Source organism: Actinokineospora globicatena (assembly GCF_024171945.1).
Taxonomy (GTDB): domain Bacteria; phylum Actinomycetota; class Actinomycetes; order Mycobacteriales; family Pseudonocardiaceae; genus Actinokineospora; species Actinokineospora globicatena.
In genome coordinates this window covers 1,894,304-1,910,058 of the sequence record NZ_JAMTCR010000002.1, presented here as the reverse complement: position 1 = coordinate 1,910,058, position 15,755 = coordinate 1,894,304, and the positions used below count along the sequence as shown (strand labels likewise).

Annotated in this window: 14 protein-coding genes; 5 read left to right on the top strand and 9 right to left on the bottom strand. The window is 72.0% G+C overall.

From position 1 onward, the window contains the following. Nucleotides 1–52: 52 nt before the first annotated feature. Together LV79_RS09270 and LV79_RS09265 are read right to left on the bottom strand one after the other, a co-directional pair. Nucleotides 53–673, bottom strand: coding sequence for an alpha/beta hydrolase family protein (locus tag LV79_RS09270; protein WP_253834119.1), 621 nt, complete (start codon nucleotides 671–673; stop codon nucleotides 53–55). A gap of 4 nt (nucleotides 674–677) precedes the next feature. Next, nucleotides 678–1,433, bottom strand: coding sequence for an SOS response-associated peptidase (locus tag LV79_RS09265; protein WP_253834118.1), 756 nt, complete (start codon nucleotides 1,431–1,433; stop codon nucleotides 678–680). Nucleotides 1,434–1,568: 135 nt separating this feature from the next. Here LV79_RS09265 and aroA point away from each other — a divergent pair, with 135 nt between their 5' ends. The 3 genes from aroA (at nucleotide 1,569) to LV79_RS09250 (ending at nucleotide 4,766) form a co-directional block, all read left to right on the top strand. Continuing rightward, nucleotides 1,569–2,837, top strand: a complete 1,269-nt coding sequence (aroA, locus tag LV79_RS09260) for a 3-phosphoshikimate 1-carboxyvinyltransferase (RefSeq protein WP_253834117.1) — start codon at nucleotides 1,569–1,571, stop codon at nucleotides 2,835–2,837. 1 nt (nucleotide 2,838) lies between these two features. Further along, nucleotides 2,839–3,843 (top strand): ribosome small subunit-dependent GTPase A, encoded by a 1,005-nt coding sequence (gene rsgA / locus LV79_RS09255; protein ID WP_253834112.1) that lies wholly within the window; start codon nucleotides 2,839–2,841, stop codon nucleotides 3,841–3,843. An 86-nt stretch (nucleotides 3,844–3,929) separates the two neighbouring features. Then, complete coding sequence (locus LV79_RS09250; RefSeq protein WP_308208930.1) at nucleotides 3,930–4,766, top strand: PhzF family phenazine biosynthesis protein; 837 nt, start codon at nucleotides 3,930–3,932, stop codon at nucleotides 4,764–4,766. 63 nt (nucleotides 4,767–4,829) lie between these two features. Here the strand turns inward: LV79_RS09250 and pruA are convergent, their stop codons facing one another. From pruA to LV79_RS09235, 3 genes are all read right to left on the bottom strand, one after another. Beyond that, a complete protein-coding gene (gene pruA / locus LV79_RS09245; protein ID WP_253834111.1) occupies nucleotides 4,830–6,458 on the bottom strand; it encodes an L-glutamate gamma-semialdehyde dehydrogenase in 1,629 nt (542 codons plus the stop codon). Nucleotides 6,459–6,630: 172 nt separating this feature from the next. Further along, complete coding sequence (locus LV79_RS09240) at nucleotides 6,631–7,134, bottom strand: DUF6912 family protein (RefSeq protein WP_253835931.1); 504 nt, start codon at nucleotides 7,132–7,134, stop codon at nucleotides 6,631–6,633. Nucleotides 7,135–7,139: 5 nt separating this feature from the next. Beyond that, nucleotides 7,140–8,543: a WS/DGAT/MGAT family O-acyltransferase gene (locus LV79_RS09235; RefSeq protein WP_253834110.1), complete on the bottom strand. Its 1,404-nt coding sequence runs from the start codon at nucleotides 8,541–8,543 to the stop codon at nucleotides 7,140–7,142. A 66-nt stretch (nucleotides 8,544–8,609) separates the two neighbouring features. Between LV79_RS09235 and LV79_RS09230 the strand changes: the two genes are divergently transcribed. Next, nucleotides 8,610–9,398, top strand: a complete 789-nt coding sequence (locus tag LV79_RS09230) for a TrmH family RNA methyltransferase (RefSeq protein ID WP_372495289.1) — start codon at nucleotides 8,610–8,612, stop codon at nucleotides 9,396–9,398. Here LV79_RS09230 and LV79_RS09225 read toward each other — a convergent pair. Continuing rightward, on the bottom strand, nucleotides 9,336–9,755 hold the full coding sequence (locus tag LV79_RS09225) for an HAD-IA family hydrolase (protein ID WP_253834108.1): 420 nt from the start codon (nucleotides 9,753–9,755) through the stop codon (nucleotides 9,336–9,338). The two genes, LV79_RS09230 and LV79_RS09225, sit on opposite strands and share 63 nt — an antisense overlap. Before the next feature lie 91 nt (nucleotides 9,756–9,846). Between LV79_RS09225 and LV79_RS09220 the strand changes: the two genes are divergently transcribed. After that, nucleotides 9,847–10,281, top strand: a complete 435-nt coding sequence (locus LV79_RS09220; protein ID WP_253834107.1) for an Rv3235 family protein — start codon at nucleotides 9,847–9,849, stop codon at nucleotides 10,279–10,281. Between the two features lie 209 nt (nucleotides 10,282–10,490). On the opposite strand, the gene secA is transcribed toward LV79_RS09220, so the two are convergent. The 3 genes from secA to LV79_RS09205 form a co-directional block, all read right to left on the bottom strand. Continuing rightward, complete coding sequence (secA, locus tag LV79_RS09215) at nucleotides 10,491–13,361, bottom strand: preprotein translocase subunit SecA (protein ID WP_253834106.1); 2,871 nt, start codon at nucleotides 13,359–13,361, stop codon at nucleotides 10,491–10,493. Between the two features lie 364 nt (nucleotides 13,362–13,725). Beyond that, nucleotides 13,726–14,430, bottom strand: coding sequence for a ribosome hibernation-promoting factor, HPF/YfiA family (gene hpf / locus LV79_RS09210; RefSeq protein ID WP_253834105.1), 705 nt, complete (start codon nucleotides 14,428–14,430; stop codon nucleotides 13,726–13,728). 526 nt (nucleotides 14,431–14,956) lie between these two features. Then, on the bottom strand, nucleotides 14,957–15,670 hold the full coding sequence (locus tag LV79_RS09205) for a ComF family protein (protein ID WP_253834104.1): 714 nt from the start codon (nucleotides 15,668–15,670) through the stop codon (nucleotides 14,957–14,959). Nucleotides 15,671–15,755: the final 85 nt, after the last annotated feature.

Below are 15,755 nucleotides of genomic sequence, written 5' to 3'. Positions count from 1 at the left end.
GTGCGCTTCCCCAGAGACGTGCGACCCGCGAAACAGGGTGCACCTGTCGTGCTCAGCCGAGCTGGTCCAACGGTCGAAGGATACGGTGCAGCCACTCCTCGACGACACGGGATATGCCCGGGATGTCCTTCTTCAGCGAGTGGTCGCCCGGTATCCGCGCGATCTCGCGCAGGTGGGCGGACTCGGGCTGGCCGAACGGGTCGCTCTCGCCCTGGACCACCAGGGTGGGCACGGTCACCGCGTCCAGCTCGGGCTGCCTGGTCTTGTCCGGCTTGCCCGGCGGGTGCACCGGGAACGCCAGGCACACGACGCCGACGGCCTCCCCCGCCTCCGCCGTGCGGCACGCCACGCGCGCCCCGGACGACCGGCCGCCGAACAGCAGCGGCAGCCCCTCGAACCACATCGTCGACAGCTGCCGCGAGACCGCGAGCCAGGCCACGTCCAGCTGCGCGGCCGGGGCGGGCGCACGACGACCGGCGACCCGGTAGGGCTGTTCGATCAGCGCGACGTGCACCCCGGCCGCGGTGGCGCCCCTGGTCGCGGCGACGAGGTCGGGCGCGCTGATGCCGCCGCCCGCGCCGTGCCCGAGCAGCAGCCCCGCGCGGCCCTCGGCGGCGCAGTGCAGCTCGGCGAACGCGGGGCCGTGCGGCGTGTCGATCTCGGCGCGGTTCACCGGGTCAGGTCCGGGGTGCGAAGAGGTCGAGGTCCACGGGCTCCGCGAGCGGCTCCAGCAGCTCGGGGCCGTTGTTGCGGACGCTGTTGACCGCCTGCGACACCGGTCGGATCTCCAGCGCGTCGACCAGGTCCAGCGCGGGCGGGGCCAGCAGGTCGGCGACGTCGGTGGCGTCCGGGTCGAGCCAGGTCGCCCAGGCGCCGCGGTCGAGCAGCAGCGGCATCCGGTCGTGGACCTCGGCGAGCGGGCCGACCGAGTCGGTCGTCAGGACCGCGCAGGTCACCAGGACGGGGGCGGACGGGTCGGCCTTGTCCCGCCAGGTCGTCCACAGGCCCGCCATCGCCAGGCTGCTGCCGTCGCGCGGGGTCGTGAAGAACGGCTGCTTGGCGGTCTTGTCGCGGCGCCACTCGAACCAGCCGTCGGCGGGCAGGATGCAGCGGCGCTGGGCAAGCGACTTCTTGAACGCGGGCTTCTCGGCGGCGGTCTCCGACCTGGCGTTGATCATCTTGGCGCCGCCTGCGGAGTCCTTGGCCCACGCGGGCACCAGGCCCCACTTCATCACCCGCAGCGTGCGCTCGGTCCGGCTCTCGTCGACCTCGCCGTCGGCGTCGCGCGGGTGCCGCTGCACGACCGCGACCACGCTCTTGGTCGGCGCGACGTTGTAGTCGAGGTCCGGCGCGCCGTCCCCCATGGCGTCGACGGCGTCGAACTCCGCGGCCAGCGTCGCCGGGTCCTTCGCGGACGCGTACCTGCCGCACACGGTCGACCACCCTCCCTCTCCCGCTCCCCGGGGGGAGCGCCACCGCCACCCACGGTGTGAGCGAATCGTGACATGCCCGGCAGGTGGAGGCGAGCCGGTCACCCGATGCGGCGGCCGGTGCGGGAGGATTGCGGCATGCCGCAGCCCTGGTCAGCCCCGGTCGCCTCGGGTCCCGTCAGCGCCACCGTCACCATCCCCGGCTCGAAGTCCATCACCAACCGCGCGCTCGTGCTCGCCGCCCTCAGCAGTGGGCCGAGCACCCTCTCCGGAGCGCTCATCAGCCGTGACTCAGACCTGATGGTCGCCGCCTGGCACGCGCTGGGCGTGCCGATGTCGGTCGACGGCACCACCGTCTCCGTCAACGCCAACGGCGGGTTCCACGGACCGGCCGAGATCGACTGCGGCCTCGCGGGCACGGTCATGCGGTTTGTCCCACCTGCCGCCGTTCTCGCTGACGGGCACGTGCGCTTCGACGGCGACCCCCGCGCGCGCGAGCGGCCGATGGGCACCATCTTGGAGGCGCTGCGTGGGCTCGGCGCGGTCGTCGAGGGCGACTCGCTGCCGTTCACGCTGGTCGGCACCGGTGGTATCGCCGGGGGCACGGTCACCATCGACGCGTCGGGCTCCTCCCAGTTCGTCTCCGGACTGCTGCTCTCGGGCGCCCGCTACGACAAGGGGTTGACCATCCACCACGACGGCAAACCCGTGCCGTCCACGCCGCACATCGACATGACCATCGAGATGCTGCGCACGGCGGGTGTGGCGGTCGACGACGAGGAGCCCAACACCTGGCGGATCGAACCGGGTCCCGTTGGCGCTGTCGACTGGGTGATCGAGCCGGACCTGTCCAACGCGACGCCGTTCTTGGCCGCCGCGGCTGTCACCGGCGGTGAGGTCACCGTGACCGGTTGGCCTTCTCAGACCACGCAGCCCGGTGACGCTATCCGGGACATCTTGGCGCAGATGGGCGCTGAGGTGACCCTCGCCAACGGCGCGCTGACCGTACGCGGCCCGGCGACACTGTCCGGTGTGGACATCGACATGCGCGACGTGGGCGAGCTGACCCCGACCGTGGCCGCGTTGGCCGCCCTCGCCGACAGCCCGTCCGTCCTGCGCGGCATCGCCCACCTGCGCGGCCACGAGACCGATCGCCTCGCCGCGCTCGTCGCCGAGATCAACACCGTCGGCGGTGACGCCACCGAGACCGAGGACGGCCTCACGATCCGCCCGGCGAAGCTGCACGGCGGGCCCTGGCAGGCCTACGCCGACCACCGGATGGCCACCGCGGGCGCGATCATCGGCCTGGTCGTGCCCGGAGTGCGCGTCGACGACATCGCGACGACCGCCAAGACGCTGCCCGACTTCCCCGCCATGTGGGCAGACCTGCTCGGCGAGGCGCGCTGACGTGGCGAGGCGGGGCGACTGGAGCAGGCTGGACGAGGCCGATGTGCGGGTACGACCGGGCAAGGGGTCGCGGCCACGCTCGAAGCTCCGCCCCGAGCACGCGGACGCGGTCAGCGCCATGGTCGTGGGCAAGGACCGCGGCCGGTGGACCTGCGCGGTCGAGAAGGACCCGGAGCACCTGGTCGTGGCGATGCGGGCCCGCGAGCTCGGCCGCACCTCGGTGGTCGTCGGCGACCAGGTCGAACTGGTCGGCGACACCACCGGCGCCCCGGACACCCTGGCCAGGATGGTCCGCGTCGCCGAGCGCACCAGCGTCCTGCGCCGCACCTCCGACGACATGGAGGGCTACGAGCGGGTCGTCGTCGCCAACGCCGAGCAGCTGCTGATCGTCTGCGCGCTGGCCGACCCGCCACCGCGCACCGGTTTCATCGACCGCTGCCTGGTCGCCGCGTTCGCCGGTGGCCTGGAGCCGGTGCTGTGCCTGACCAAGGCCGACCTCGGTGACCCGGCCGAGCTGATCGCGCTCTACGAGGAACTCGAGCTGCGGGTCGTGGTGAACCGGTTCGACGAGGAGCCCGACGAGGTGCGGGACCTGCTCGTGGACCGGCTTTCCGCCCTGGTCGGGCACTCCGGGGTCGGCAAGTCCACTTTGGTCAACAAGCTGGTGCCCGACGCGGAGCGCGCGATCGGGGCCGTGAGCGGGATCGGCAAGGGCCGCCACACCTCGACCTCGGCGGTGGCCCTGCCACTGCCCAGCGGCGGCTGGGTGGTCGACACCCCCGGCGTGCGCGCGTTCGGCTTGGCCTACATCAAGCCCAACGACATCGTGACCGCGTTCCCGGAGTTCCACGCGGCGGCGGAGGAGTGCCCGTCGGGCTGCGGGCACCTCGGCGCGCCGGAGGATCCCGACTGCTACCTGGACACGGTGGTGGAGGAGGGCACGGCCACCCCCGGCAGGCTCGCCTCGCTGCGCAGGCTGCTGGCCTCTAAATCAGAGGACGGCTAAGTCGGAGGACAGCGCCTGGCCGTCCCGGACGGTGGACGTCGTCGTCTGGGCTGATGGACGCGGGGTCTGGGCGCTAGCCTGCGATCGTGCAGATCCTCCGCTACGCCGCTTTCACCACCGACCCCAGCGGCGGCAACCCCGCGGGTGTCGTCCTGGACGCGACCGGGGTGCCCGAAGACGAGATGCAGGCGGCCGCGGCGGAGGTGGGGTACTCCGAGTCGGCGTTCCTCGTGCCCCGCCCCGACGGCGCCCTGGACGTGCGGTACTTCAGCCCGCTGGCCGAAGTGCCGTTCTGCGGTCACGCGACCATCGCCGCGTCCGTGGCGCACGCCGCGGCCAACGGCTCCGGGCCGCTGCGGCTGCACACCAGGGCGGGGCTGGTGGAGGTCAGCACCAGCGAGACCGAGGACGGCTACATCACCGCCACCCTGGTCAGCGTCGGCCCGCGCACCGAGGACATCGCCCCCGAGGTCCAGGCGGCCCTGTTGGCGGCGCTGCGCTGGCACGAGGCCGACCTCGACCCCGCGCTCCCCCTCCGGGCCGCGTACGCGGGCGCCTGGCACCCGGTGGTGGCCGCGCGCACCCGGGAGCGGCTGGCCGACCTGGCCTACGACTACCCGGCGCTGGCGGAGCTGATGACCGAGCACGGCTGGACCACCATCCAGCTCGTCCACCGCGACTCCGAGACCGTCGTGCACTCCCGCAACCCGTTCCCGCCCGGCGGTGTCGTCGAGGATCCCGCCACCGGTGCCGCGGCGGCCGCCCTGGGCGGCTACCTGCGCGAACTCGGCCTGGTCACCCTCCCGGCCGCCCTCACCATCCACCAGGGCGACGACCTGGGCAGGCCAGGCGTGATCACGGTCAGCATCCCGACCGACCCGAGCGCGGGCATCCACGTCACCGGCACCGCCGTCCCGATCTAGCGGACCACCGGACGAAGAACAGGGCAGGTGCCGTGGCACCTGCCCTGTTCGCGTCTGACCTGATCAGCCCATGTGCGGGTAGCGGTGGTCGACCGGGGGGACGAAGGTCTCCTTGACCGAGCGGGGGCTCACCCAGCGCTGGAGGTTGTAGATGCTGCCTGCCTTGTCGTTGGTGCCCGACGCGCGGGAACCACCGAAGGGCTGCTGGCCGACGACGGCGCCGGTGGGCTTGTCGTTGACGTAGAAGTTGCCCGCGGAGAAGCGCAGCGCCTTGTGGGCCTGCTCCACGGCGGCGCGGTCGGTGGCGAAGACGGCACCGGTCAGCGCGTACGGCGACGAGGTGTCGACCAGTTCGAGGACCTTCGCGTACTCGGCGTCCTCGTACACGTGCACGGCGAGGATCGGGCCGAAGTACTCGGTGGTGAAGACGTCCTGCAGCGGGTCGCTGCCGACGAGCACGGTGGGCTGGACGAAGTAGCCGACCGAGTCGTCCGCGGTGCCACCGGCGAGGACCTCGATGGAGGAGTTCGCGGCGGCCGCGGACAGGGCGTCCTTGTGCTTGGCGAACGCGCGGGCGTCGATGACGGCGCCGCCGAAGTTGTCGAAGTCGGTGACGTCGCCGTAGGTCAGGGACTTGGTGATGTCGGCGAGCTGCTCGCGCAGGCCGCCCTCCCACAGCGAGCGGGCGACGTAGGCGCGCGACGCCGCCGAGCACTTCTGGCCCTGGTACTCGAACGCGCCGCGGACCAGGCCGATGACGACGGAGGCGATGTCGGCCGACGGGTGGGCGACGACGAAGTCCTTGCCGCCGGTCTCGCCGACGATGCGCGGGTAGGACCGGTAGGTGTCCAGGTTGTCGCCGATCAGGCGCCACAGGTGCTTGAAGGTCTTGGTCGACCCGGTGAAGTGCAGGCCCGCGAAGTCGGGGTCGGTGAGCGCGACCTCGGAGAGCGCCTGACCGTCGCCGGTGACCAGGTTGATCACACCGGCGGGCAGGCCTGCGGCCTCAAGCAGGCGCATCGTGTGGTGCGCCGCCAACTGCTGGGTCGGCGACGGCTTCCACACGACCGTGTTGCCCATCAGCGCGGGCGCGGTCGGCAGGTTGCCCGCGATGGCGGTGAAGTTGAACGGGGTGATCGCGGTGACGAACCCGTCGAGCGGCCGGTGGTCGAACCGGTTCCACACACCGGGCGAGGAGACCGGCTGCTCCTCGATGAGCCTGCGCGCGAACGAGACGTTGAACCGCCAGAAGTCGATCAGCTCGCAGGCGCTGTCGATCTCGGCCTGCTGGGCGGACTTGGACTGGCCGAGCACGGTGGCGGCGTTGATGGTGTCGCGCCACGGGCCCGCCAGCAGGTCGGCGGCGCGCAGCAGGACCGCGGCGCGCTCGTCGAAGGGCAGCTCGCGCCACGCGGGGGCGGCGGCCTTCGCGGCGGCGACCGCGTCAGCGACGTCGGCGGTGGTGGCCTGCGCGGTGACGCCGAGGACGTGCTGGTGGTCGTGCGGCTGCACCACGTCGATCCGGTCACCGCCGGCCAGCCGCTGCTTGCCACCGATGGTCATGGTCAGCTCGGGCTGCTCGGCCTCCAGCTCGGCGATCCGGCGCGCGAGCGACTCGCGCTGCGGGGTGCCGGGCGCGTAGGAGTTGATCGGCTCGTTCGACGGGTCGGGAACGGACGAAACGGCGTCCATCGTGTGGCTCGCCTCCCTCGTGGTCGTGTCATCAGGGCGGTGCTGTCGTCAGGGCGGTGCTGTTATCCGGGGTGTGCGGTCAGGCCGGTGCCCCCGAGGTGGCGCTGACCGGTCGTCAGCGCTCTCGTGGCCCCCGCGCACGCGTACATCCTGTCATGGGATGACCTCCCGGTTACAGCAGCTCCAGCAGGAAGGGCAACTCCTGCGGCGCGTACCACGCCAGCTCGTGGTCCTCGGCGTCGCCGAGCACGAACTCGGCGTCCGGGTCGCCCATGTCGGCGGCGTCGACCGCGGCCACGGCGGCCCGCACGGCGACGGCGGCCTCCTCGGTGTCCAGGTGGACCGCGGCCACGACCTTGAGCGGGACCGTGCCGGACAGCTTGACCACCGAGTGGTCCAGGTCCGGCCGCAGCTCCACCCCGTCGACGTCGGCGGCGATGACCGCGCGGCGCATCGACACCTCGGGGTCGCTCGTCAGCTCGGCGCCCAGCAGCCGCAGCGAGGCCTTCGCCGCGTCGAGCATGGCCACGTACTCCAGTTCCTCGTCGCCGCCGGTCGCGTAGGACTCGCGCAGCGCGGGGGTGAGCGCGAACGCGGTACCGGTGATCGGGGCGAGCTCGCCGTCGGCGTTCAGCGCCCGCAGCATCGCCACGGTGGCTGGTATGAAGACCCTCAACTCACTCACGCTCTCACTGTCGTCAACAGTTCCTCGACCGACTCTTCCAGCATTCGCGCCAGCACGTCCACGTCGGCCATGGCCGTGCGGTCCCCGGTCAGCCCGAAGTACACCCCTCCGTCGTAGGAGGTGACGCCGATGGCCAGCGCCTGGTTGCGGGTGAGCGGCATGGCCGGGACCATCCGGGTCATCCTGGCGGTGCCCAGGTACAGCGGGGCCTGCGGACCCGGCACGTTGGTGACCACCACGTTGAAGATGCGCTGCGAGAACGACGCGGCCGCCCGCGCGCCGAGCGAGTGCAGCGTCGGGGGGGCGAACCCGCCGACCCGCAGCAGCGCCGAGGCGGCGACCGAGCGGACCGAGTCGTTGTGCGGGCGCAGCGCGTGGCTGATGTGGTGCAACCGCACGAACGGGCTCGGCTCGCCGACGGGTAAGTCGACCAGCTGCGGGGTGACCTGGTTGCCGAGCATGCCGGGCACCGAGCCGTCGGAGTCGCGCACCGCCAGCGGCACCAGCGCGCGGACCGTGCTGGACGCGGTGAGCTGCAGGCCGCGGGAGAGCAGCCAGGACCGCAGCGCCCCTGCGACCACGGTGAGCACCACGTCGTTGACGGTGCCGCCGTGGCGGGCGCGCACGTCGCGCAGGTCGTCGAGCCCGGCGGTGGCCACGGCGTAGCGGCGGGCCCGGCCGACCGGGGCGTTGAGCGGGCTGGCCTGCGCCGGTCGGGCCGCGATGCCGATGGCGGACACGACGGTGCCCAGCACCCCGGCGACCTTCTGGGTGGTAGCCAGCGCGTCCCCCACGGCGGCGCGCACGTTCTCCACCACCTCGCGGGGCCGCTGCACGGTCTCGGTGACCGCGTCGAGCACCAGCCTGGCCGGGCCGGGCAGCCTGCGCGGCTCCCACGGCTCGTCGTCGGGCTGGTCGTCGGCCTGCGGGTGCGGCTCCAGGATGACCTGGCCGAAGTCGATGGTGCGGATCCCGTCGACCAGCGCCAGGTGCGTCTTGGTGATCAGCGCGGCGTGGCCGTCGGCGAGGCCCTCGACCAGGTAGGCCTCCCACAGCGGCCGGGTGTGGTCGAGCGGGCGGGCCATCAGCCTGGCGACCAGGTCGTGCAGCTGCTCGTCGCTGCCCGGGCGCGGCAGGGCGGAGCGGCGCACGTGGTAGTTGACGTCGAAGCCGGGGTCGTCCACCCAGACCGGGCGGGCCAGGTGGCCCGGGACCTCGGCGACGCGCTGCCGGTAGCGCGGCACCAGCGGCAGCCGCTGCTCGATCAGCTTGACCAGCCGCGCGTGGTCGAACCCGGCCTTGGGCTTGCGGAACACCGCGACCCCGCCGACGTGCATCGGCGTCGCCGCGTCCTCCAGGTAGAGGTAGGACGCGTCGATGGCGGACAGGCGGTCGGGCATGGCCCGATACTGGCACAACCCGGGCGGCGCGGAGGGCCGGACGCGGGGCGTGCGATGCTGCTCGCCGTGCCCCACGAGCGATCCGCGCCCCGCGAGTACCGAGAGCAGGCGACGTCCCCCAAGGACCGGTTCGTGACCGTCTACGGGCGCAAGCCGGTGCTGGAGGCGCTGGCCGACACCCGCCTGACCGTCGACAAGGTGGTGCTGGCCGACAACGCGCACGGCCTGGCGGCCCGCGAGATCATCGACGCCGCGCGCGAGCGGGGTGTCGAGGTGCAGCGCGCGACCCCGCACCGGGTGAAGGTGTTGGCGGGCAACGGCAAGCAGGACCAAGGCGTGCTGGCCGATGTCGTCGCGCCGCGGATGCGCACGCTGGCCGACGCGCTGGCCTCGTCGCGGCGGCCGTCGTCGGTGCTGCTGCTCGACGGGATCACCACCCCGGCCAACGTGGGCATGATCCTGCGCACCGCCACCGCGGCGGGCATCGGCGGGATCGTGGTGCCCAGGCGCGGGGTGGCCGGGCTGGACCCGCTGGTGGTCAAGGCCTCGGCGGGGGTCGCGTTCACCGCACCGGTGCTGCGCGTGGCCACAGCGGCCGAGGCGGCGGCCGACCTGCGCGCCGCCGGGTACCCGCTCTACGGGCTGGACGCGGGCGCGCGGCGCACCGTGTTCGACGCGGACCTGCCCGGTCAGGCGGCGTTCGTGCTGGGCAGCGAGACCTCGGGGGTGACCGACGGGGTGCGACCGCACGTCAACCGCTGGCTGTCGATCCCGATGGCGGGCGGGGTGGAGTCACTCAACGTCGCGACCGCCGCCGCCGTCCTGTGCTTCGAACTGGTCCGCCGCGGCCGGTAGGTCGAGCAGCACGACCAGTTCCTCCACTGTGGACTCCACGTCCCGGTGGTGCACGCCGACCATGCCCACCCGCGCCGCACCCCGCACGTACTCGGCGACGTCGTCGACGAACACGCACCGGCTCGGGTCGACCCGCAGCACCGCCGCCGCGTGCCGGTAGATGGCGGCGTCCGGCTTGGCGAACCCGACTGCGCCGGACACGACCACCGCGTCGAACACGTCCGGCAGCGGCGCGGGCACGGCGTCCGCGTTGGACAGCAGCGCCGTCTTGAACCCGGCCGCCCGCACCCGCGCGACGACCTCGGGCATGCCGTCCTCGGTGAACACACCCGCGTAATCCACGACCAACGCGTCCATGGCGCTGATCCTGTCACCGCTTCCGGTGACCCCGGTGCGCGACAACGTGTTTCGGGCGCTCTCTCCCGGTAAACCACCCGGAAGGAGCCCAGTGCGCATCAACGCCCTGCCCGACTACGAGCCCCCACTGGCCGAGGCCGACGAAGAACGCTGGTTCACCCCGCCCGCCAGCCCCTCCCCCAACCGAACCATCCGCGGCGCCCCCCGAGAAGCCACCTGGCGCCTGGTGACCCTGCTGCTGGAAGCCCTGGAGGGCAAACGCCAAGTCGCCCACCTCCACGGCATGCTCCCCCCAGCCGTGTACGAGGGCCTCCTCACCCGCGCGAAGGGCAACGGCCGAACCCTGTACCGCCTGGCCCACCTGCACACCTCGGAGGTAGCACCGGGCGTGGTGGAACTAGCCGCAACCATCCGCATCGTCCGCGCCGACCACCCAGACTCCTGGCACGCCAAAACCTGCTTCGGCCGCATGGAACAACTGGAAGGACACTGGCACTGCACAATCCTGCGCCTGATCGGCTTCTGACCCCGAACTGTCCACAAGGCCCGCACTTGTCCACAGGCCCAACTTTCACCCTCGGACCCCACCCCACCCCCTCGATAGGCTGTGTATTGGGGGGGTCTTCAGCCCGGTTCACCCTTGGTGGGGGACGGTCGCCCTTGTGGGGCAAGGGAAAAAGCAAACTGGGTGGCAGACGGAGATCCGTCCACCACCCAGTTCACAGAGCACTGACCCTAGCGGCGCGGACCCTTGCGGCCCTTCTTCGCCTGGTCACGCGCGGCCTGCCTGCGTTCGCGGCGGGTGCCCGCAGCGCCGTTGTCGCCGGTGGTGTCCGAGTGGGACTCGACGCCGCCGTCTTCGGTGGGGCCGGAGTAGTTCAGGCGCTGCGGGGCGGGGCCGTCGAGGCCCTTGCCGCGCAGGGCGGGGGGTAGCTTCTCGCCCGCGGCAGCGGCGGCGGCCTGTTCGGCGCGGACCCGGTCCTGGACGGCCTGGGCGCGGGCCTGGCGGGCCTGCAGTTCGGCCTGGCGGGCCTGGGCCTCGGGGCTGGCGCTGACCGACGGCAGCGCGGTCGGCTGCGGGGCCAGCTGGACCTCGGGCTCGGCCGGTTCGACCGGGACGTTGAACAGGAAGCCGACCGACTCCTCCTTCAGCGCGTCGAGCATCGCGCTGAACATCTCGAAGCCTTCCTTCTGGTACTCGATCAGCGGGTCGCGCTGGGCCATCGCGCGCAGCCCGATGCCCTCCTTGAGGTAGTCCATCTCGTAGAGGTGCTCGCGCCACTTGCGGTCCAGCACGGAGAGCATCACCCGGCGCTCGACCTCGCGCATGGCGCCCTCGCCGACCTTGCCGTCGATGTCGGCCTCGCGGGCGGTGTAGGCCCGCTCGGCGTCCTCGGTGATGGCCCGCAGCAGGAACTCGTGGTCCATGTCCTTGCCCTCGGCCTCGGCCTGGTCGACCAGCCGCTCCCAGTCGACCGAGATCGGGTAGAGCTGCTTGAGGGCGGTCCACAGCTTCACGTGGTCCCAGTCCTCGGAGTACCCGTCCGCGGTGGCGCCGACGACGTAGGCCTCGATGACGTCGTTGAGCATCCGCAGGATCTGCTCGCGCAGGTCCTCGCCCTGCAGCACCCGCAGCCGCTCGGCGTAGATCACCTTGCGCTGCTTGTTCATCACCTCGTCGTACTTGAGGACGTTCTTGCGGATCTCGAAGTTCTGCTGCTCGACCTGGGTCTGCGCGCTGCGGATCGCCCTGGTGACGATCTTGGCCTCGATCGGCTGGTCCTCGGGCACGTTCATCGCCGTCATGACCCGCTCGACCATGCCCGCGTTGAACCGGCGCATCAGCTCGTCGCCGAGGGACAGGTAGAACCGGGACTCGCCCGGGTCGCCCTGGCGGCCGGAGCGGCCGCGCAGCTGGTTGTCGATGCGCCGCGACTCGTGCCGCTCGGTGCCGAGGACGTAGAGGCCACCGGCCTTCTGCACCTCGATCTTCTCGGCCTTGACCTCGTGCTCGGCCTTCTCCAGCGCGGCGGGCAGCGCGGCGCGCCACTCCTCGGGGGTCTCGATCGGGTCGAGGCCGCGCGCGCGCAGCGACTCCTCGGCGATGTGCTCGGGGTTGCCGCCGAGCACGATGTCGGTACCGCGACCGGCCATGTTGGTCGCGACGGTCACCGCGCCCTTGTGGCCGGCGCCCGCGATGATCGCGGCTTCCTTCTCGTGGTGCTTGGCGTTGAGGACGCTGTGCGGTACCCCCGCCTTGAGCAGCAGCTTCGACAGGTACTCGGAGCGCTCGACGCTGGTGGTGCCGACCAGCACCGGCTGGCCCTCGGCGTGCCGCTCGGCGATGTCCTCGGCGACGGCGAGGAACTTCGCCTCCTCCGTCTTGTAGATCAGGTCCGGCTGGTCCTTGCGGACCATGTCCCGGTTCGTCGGGATCGGCACCACGCCGAGCTTGTAGGTGGTGTGGAACTCGGCCGCCTCGGTCTCGGCGGTACCGGTCATCCCGGAGAGCTTGGTGTAGAGCCGGAAGTAGTTCTGCAGGGTGATCGTGGCCAGGGTCTGGTTCTCGGCCTTGATCTCCACACCCTCCTTGGCCTCGATCGCCTGGTGCATGCCCTCGTTGTAGCGGCGACCGGACAGCACGCGGCCGGTGAACTCGTCGACGATGAGCACCTCGCCGTCGCGGACGATGTAGTCCTTGTCGCGCTTGTAGAGCTCCTTGGCCTTCAGCGCGTTGTTGAGGTAGCCGACCAGCGGCGTGTTCGCGGCCTCGTAGAGGTTCTCGATGCCGAGCTGGTCCTCGACCAGCGCGACGCCCTTCTCGGTGACGCCGACGGTGCGCTTGCGCTCGTCGACCTCGTAGTGGGTGTCGCGGCGCAGCATCGGGGAGAGCCGGGCGAACTCCTGGTACCAGCGCGAGGACTGGTCGGCCGGGCCGGAGATGATCAGCGGCGTGCGGGCCTCGTCGATCAGGATGGAGTCGACCTCGTCGACGATGGCGAAGTGGTGGCCGCGCTGCACCATGTCGTCGAGCGACCAGGCCATGTTGTCGCGCAGGTAGTCGAAGCCGAACTCGTTGTTCGTGCCGTGCGTGATGTCGCAGTTGTAGGCCTCGCGGCGCTCGGCCGGGGTCATCTCCGAGAGGATCACGCCGACGGTCAGGCCGAGGAAGCGGTGGATGCGGCCCATCCAGTCCGCGTCGCGCTTGGCCAGGTAGTCGTTGGTGGTGATGACGTGCACGCCGTCACCGGCGAGCGCGTTGAGGTAGGCGGCGAGGACACCGGTCAGGGTCTTGCCCTCACCGGTGCGCATCTCGGCGACCTGGCCGAGGTGCAGCGCGGCACCACCCATGAGCTGCACGTCGAAGTGCCGCTGGCCGAGCACCCGCTTGGCGCCCTCCCTGGCCACCGCGAACGCCTCGGGCAGCAGCTCGTCGAGCGACTCACCGCCGCGGTAGCGCTCTTGGAACTCGGCGGTCTTGTCGCGCAGCTCCTCGTCGGAGAGCGCGACGACCTCGTCCTCCAGCGAGTTGATGTGCGCTGCGATGTTGCGCAGCCGCTTGAGCATCTTGCCCTCGCCCGCGCGCAGGATCCGGGACAGCACCATCCGAGTCGACCTCGCTAGCTGATAGTCGTGCGCCCGCTACGGACGCTCCTGTTCGTCATCGTAGGCACCCCGCCCAGCGGCGTGTACCGACGCCGCCAAGCGGCGCGGTGAGGCTACCTGGGTGAGGCCCGCCACAGCACCAACGGCTCACCAGGCCAGGAGGTTCCGCGTTACCCCCAGATGTGAACTGGGAACGGACCGCGGTCGGCCCGGCGCGGCCGATCTCCGCCGGTCAGCGGCTCGGGGCGGGCACGGAGTGGCCCACCGAAACGGCCTCGGCACCCGGTCGGGCCGGGCGGGAGCGGGCATGGCGGTGCCCCGGGGGCGCTGGTCCCCCGGGGCACGCGGTGCGTGGGATCAGCGCTCAGACGAGCTTGATCACGCCGTAGTCGAAGGCGTGGCGCCGGTAGACGACGCTGGGGGTGCCGGTGTCGGCGTCGGCGAACAGGTAGAAGTCGTGCCCGACCAGTTCCATCTCGTAGAGGGCCTGGTCGACGGTCATCGGCTTGGCCGGGTGCTCCTTCTCGCGCACCACGCGGCCGGGGAGGGAGTCCTCGTCGTCCTCCCAGCGCCGGCGGGGCATCGGGACGCCGCCGTACTCGGCTTCCAGGTCCGCGGCGAGGTGGCTGCCGTTGGTGGCGCCGTCGTACTCGGGGGCTTGCAGCAGCGTGGTGCTGCCCGCGTGCAGGCCCGACCCGTTCCCGTTGGTGATGGGGGTAGCGGCGGCGACGGCTTGGCCGACCGAGGTGGGGGTGCGCCGACCGTGGTGCACGCGCCTGCGGTCGTGCTGGCGGCGGAGCCGGTTCTCGATCTTGCTGACTGCCAGGTCGAGCGCGGCGTAGAAGTCGCCTGCCACTGCCTCCGCCCGCACGGCGGGGCCCTTGCCCTTCCCGGTGATCTCGACCCGCTGGCAGCTCTTCGACTGCCTGCGGTTGGGCTCGTGGAACAGCTCCACGTCGAAGCGGATGACCTTGCGGTCGTAGCGCTCCAGCCTGGTCAGCTTCTCCTCGACGTGTGTCCGGTAGTGCTCCGGAACCTCGACGTTACGGCCCTTAACCACGATGTCCATACACGACCTCCCTCGCTGACGGCGAGTCCTGGTTGCGGCTTTGCGTGCTTGGCGCCGGGCTGGTCCTGGATTCCAAGTCCAGGACAGGGACGTGACCTGGGGCGATGCCCCGTGCGGTCAGCGCTCCACCGGCGCCAGGGTCATGGGCTCCTCGCCTCCTCCCCGCAGGCCGGGAACGGTGATAGCGATGCACGTTAGCTCTCGTTCCGGCCGAGCAACAGCCCCCGACGCGGGCGACATCCGTTCGCGACCGAGCGTGACGTCGCGCGACGATCGAGCGACCACCCCCGGCCCAGCCGGGCGGGCCGGGCGACCAGCGCGGCGAACCCGTTCGCCCGGGCGGCCCAGAGCTGACGGCCGAGCAGCGGCGGGCCGTGTTCGGGCGAGCGGACCCGGCCGGTGCGCCACCGGGTCCAAGACCACTCGCCTGCTCGTCCGCATACCCGGCCAACGGACCCGAACGGCGTACGGTTCCCCACTCGCCATCACTCTTTCGGGGGTACCAGACTGTGAGACGAGTCTCCCGTCACACGGTCGCCGCGCACGCGAGCACGGCGAGTACCGACAGCCCGCCCCGGCGCAGGACCCGGGTGCACGCGGCCGCCGTCGAACCGGTGGTGACGACGTCGTCGAGCACCAGGACGGGTGCACCCGCCGGTGGTACGCCCGCCGCCGCGAGACACAGGTTCTCGGCCAGATTCCGTTGCCGCGCGTGCACAGTGAGACCGACTGAGTCCCGCGCGCGGCCGCGCAGCCGCAACACCGGCGCGACCCGGGCGGGCACACCGGCGAGCGCCAGCCGACCGGCCACCACCTCGGCCACCCGGACCATGTGGTGACCGCCCCTGCGCCGCACGGCGACCCGCCGCGACGGGGCCGGGACGAGCCACAGCGGGTCGCCCGGTCGGGCGACGCCGGGCGTGGGTGGACCGGCCCGCGACCGGGTGACCGGCGGCGGGTCGGCGCGCAGCCGCTCGGCCAGCGCGGGCAGCGCGGCGGCCATGGCCTGACCGAGCGGCTCGGCCAACGCCCGCCTGCCGCGCTCCTTGTAGGCGATGATCGCCCGCCGCGCGGGACCGCCGTACGCGGTGAGGGCGAAGACCGGCACGCCCTTGGTGGCCGTCCGTTCGACCGCGCGCAACCCGACCAGCGTCGCGGCGCACCGAGCGCACCAGGAGGTGCCGAGCGCGCCGCACCCGGCGCAGAACAGGGGGATCAGGAGATCCAGCAGCATCCGCATGCGAGCAGCGTGGCGCACCGCGGAAAACCGTGCGCGAAGTTGTCCACAGGCCAGCTCGGCATCGGAGAAGCCCTGGTCAGACCGA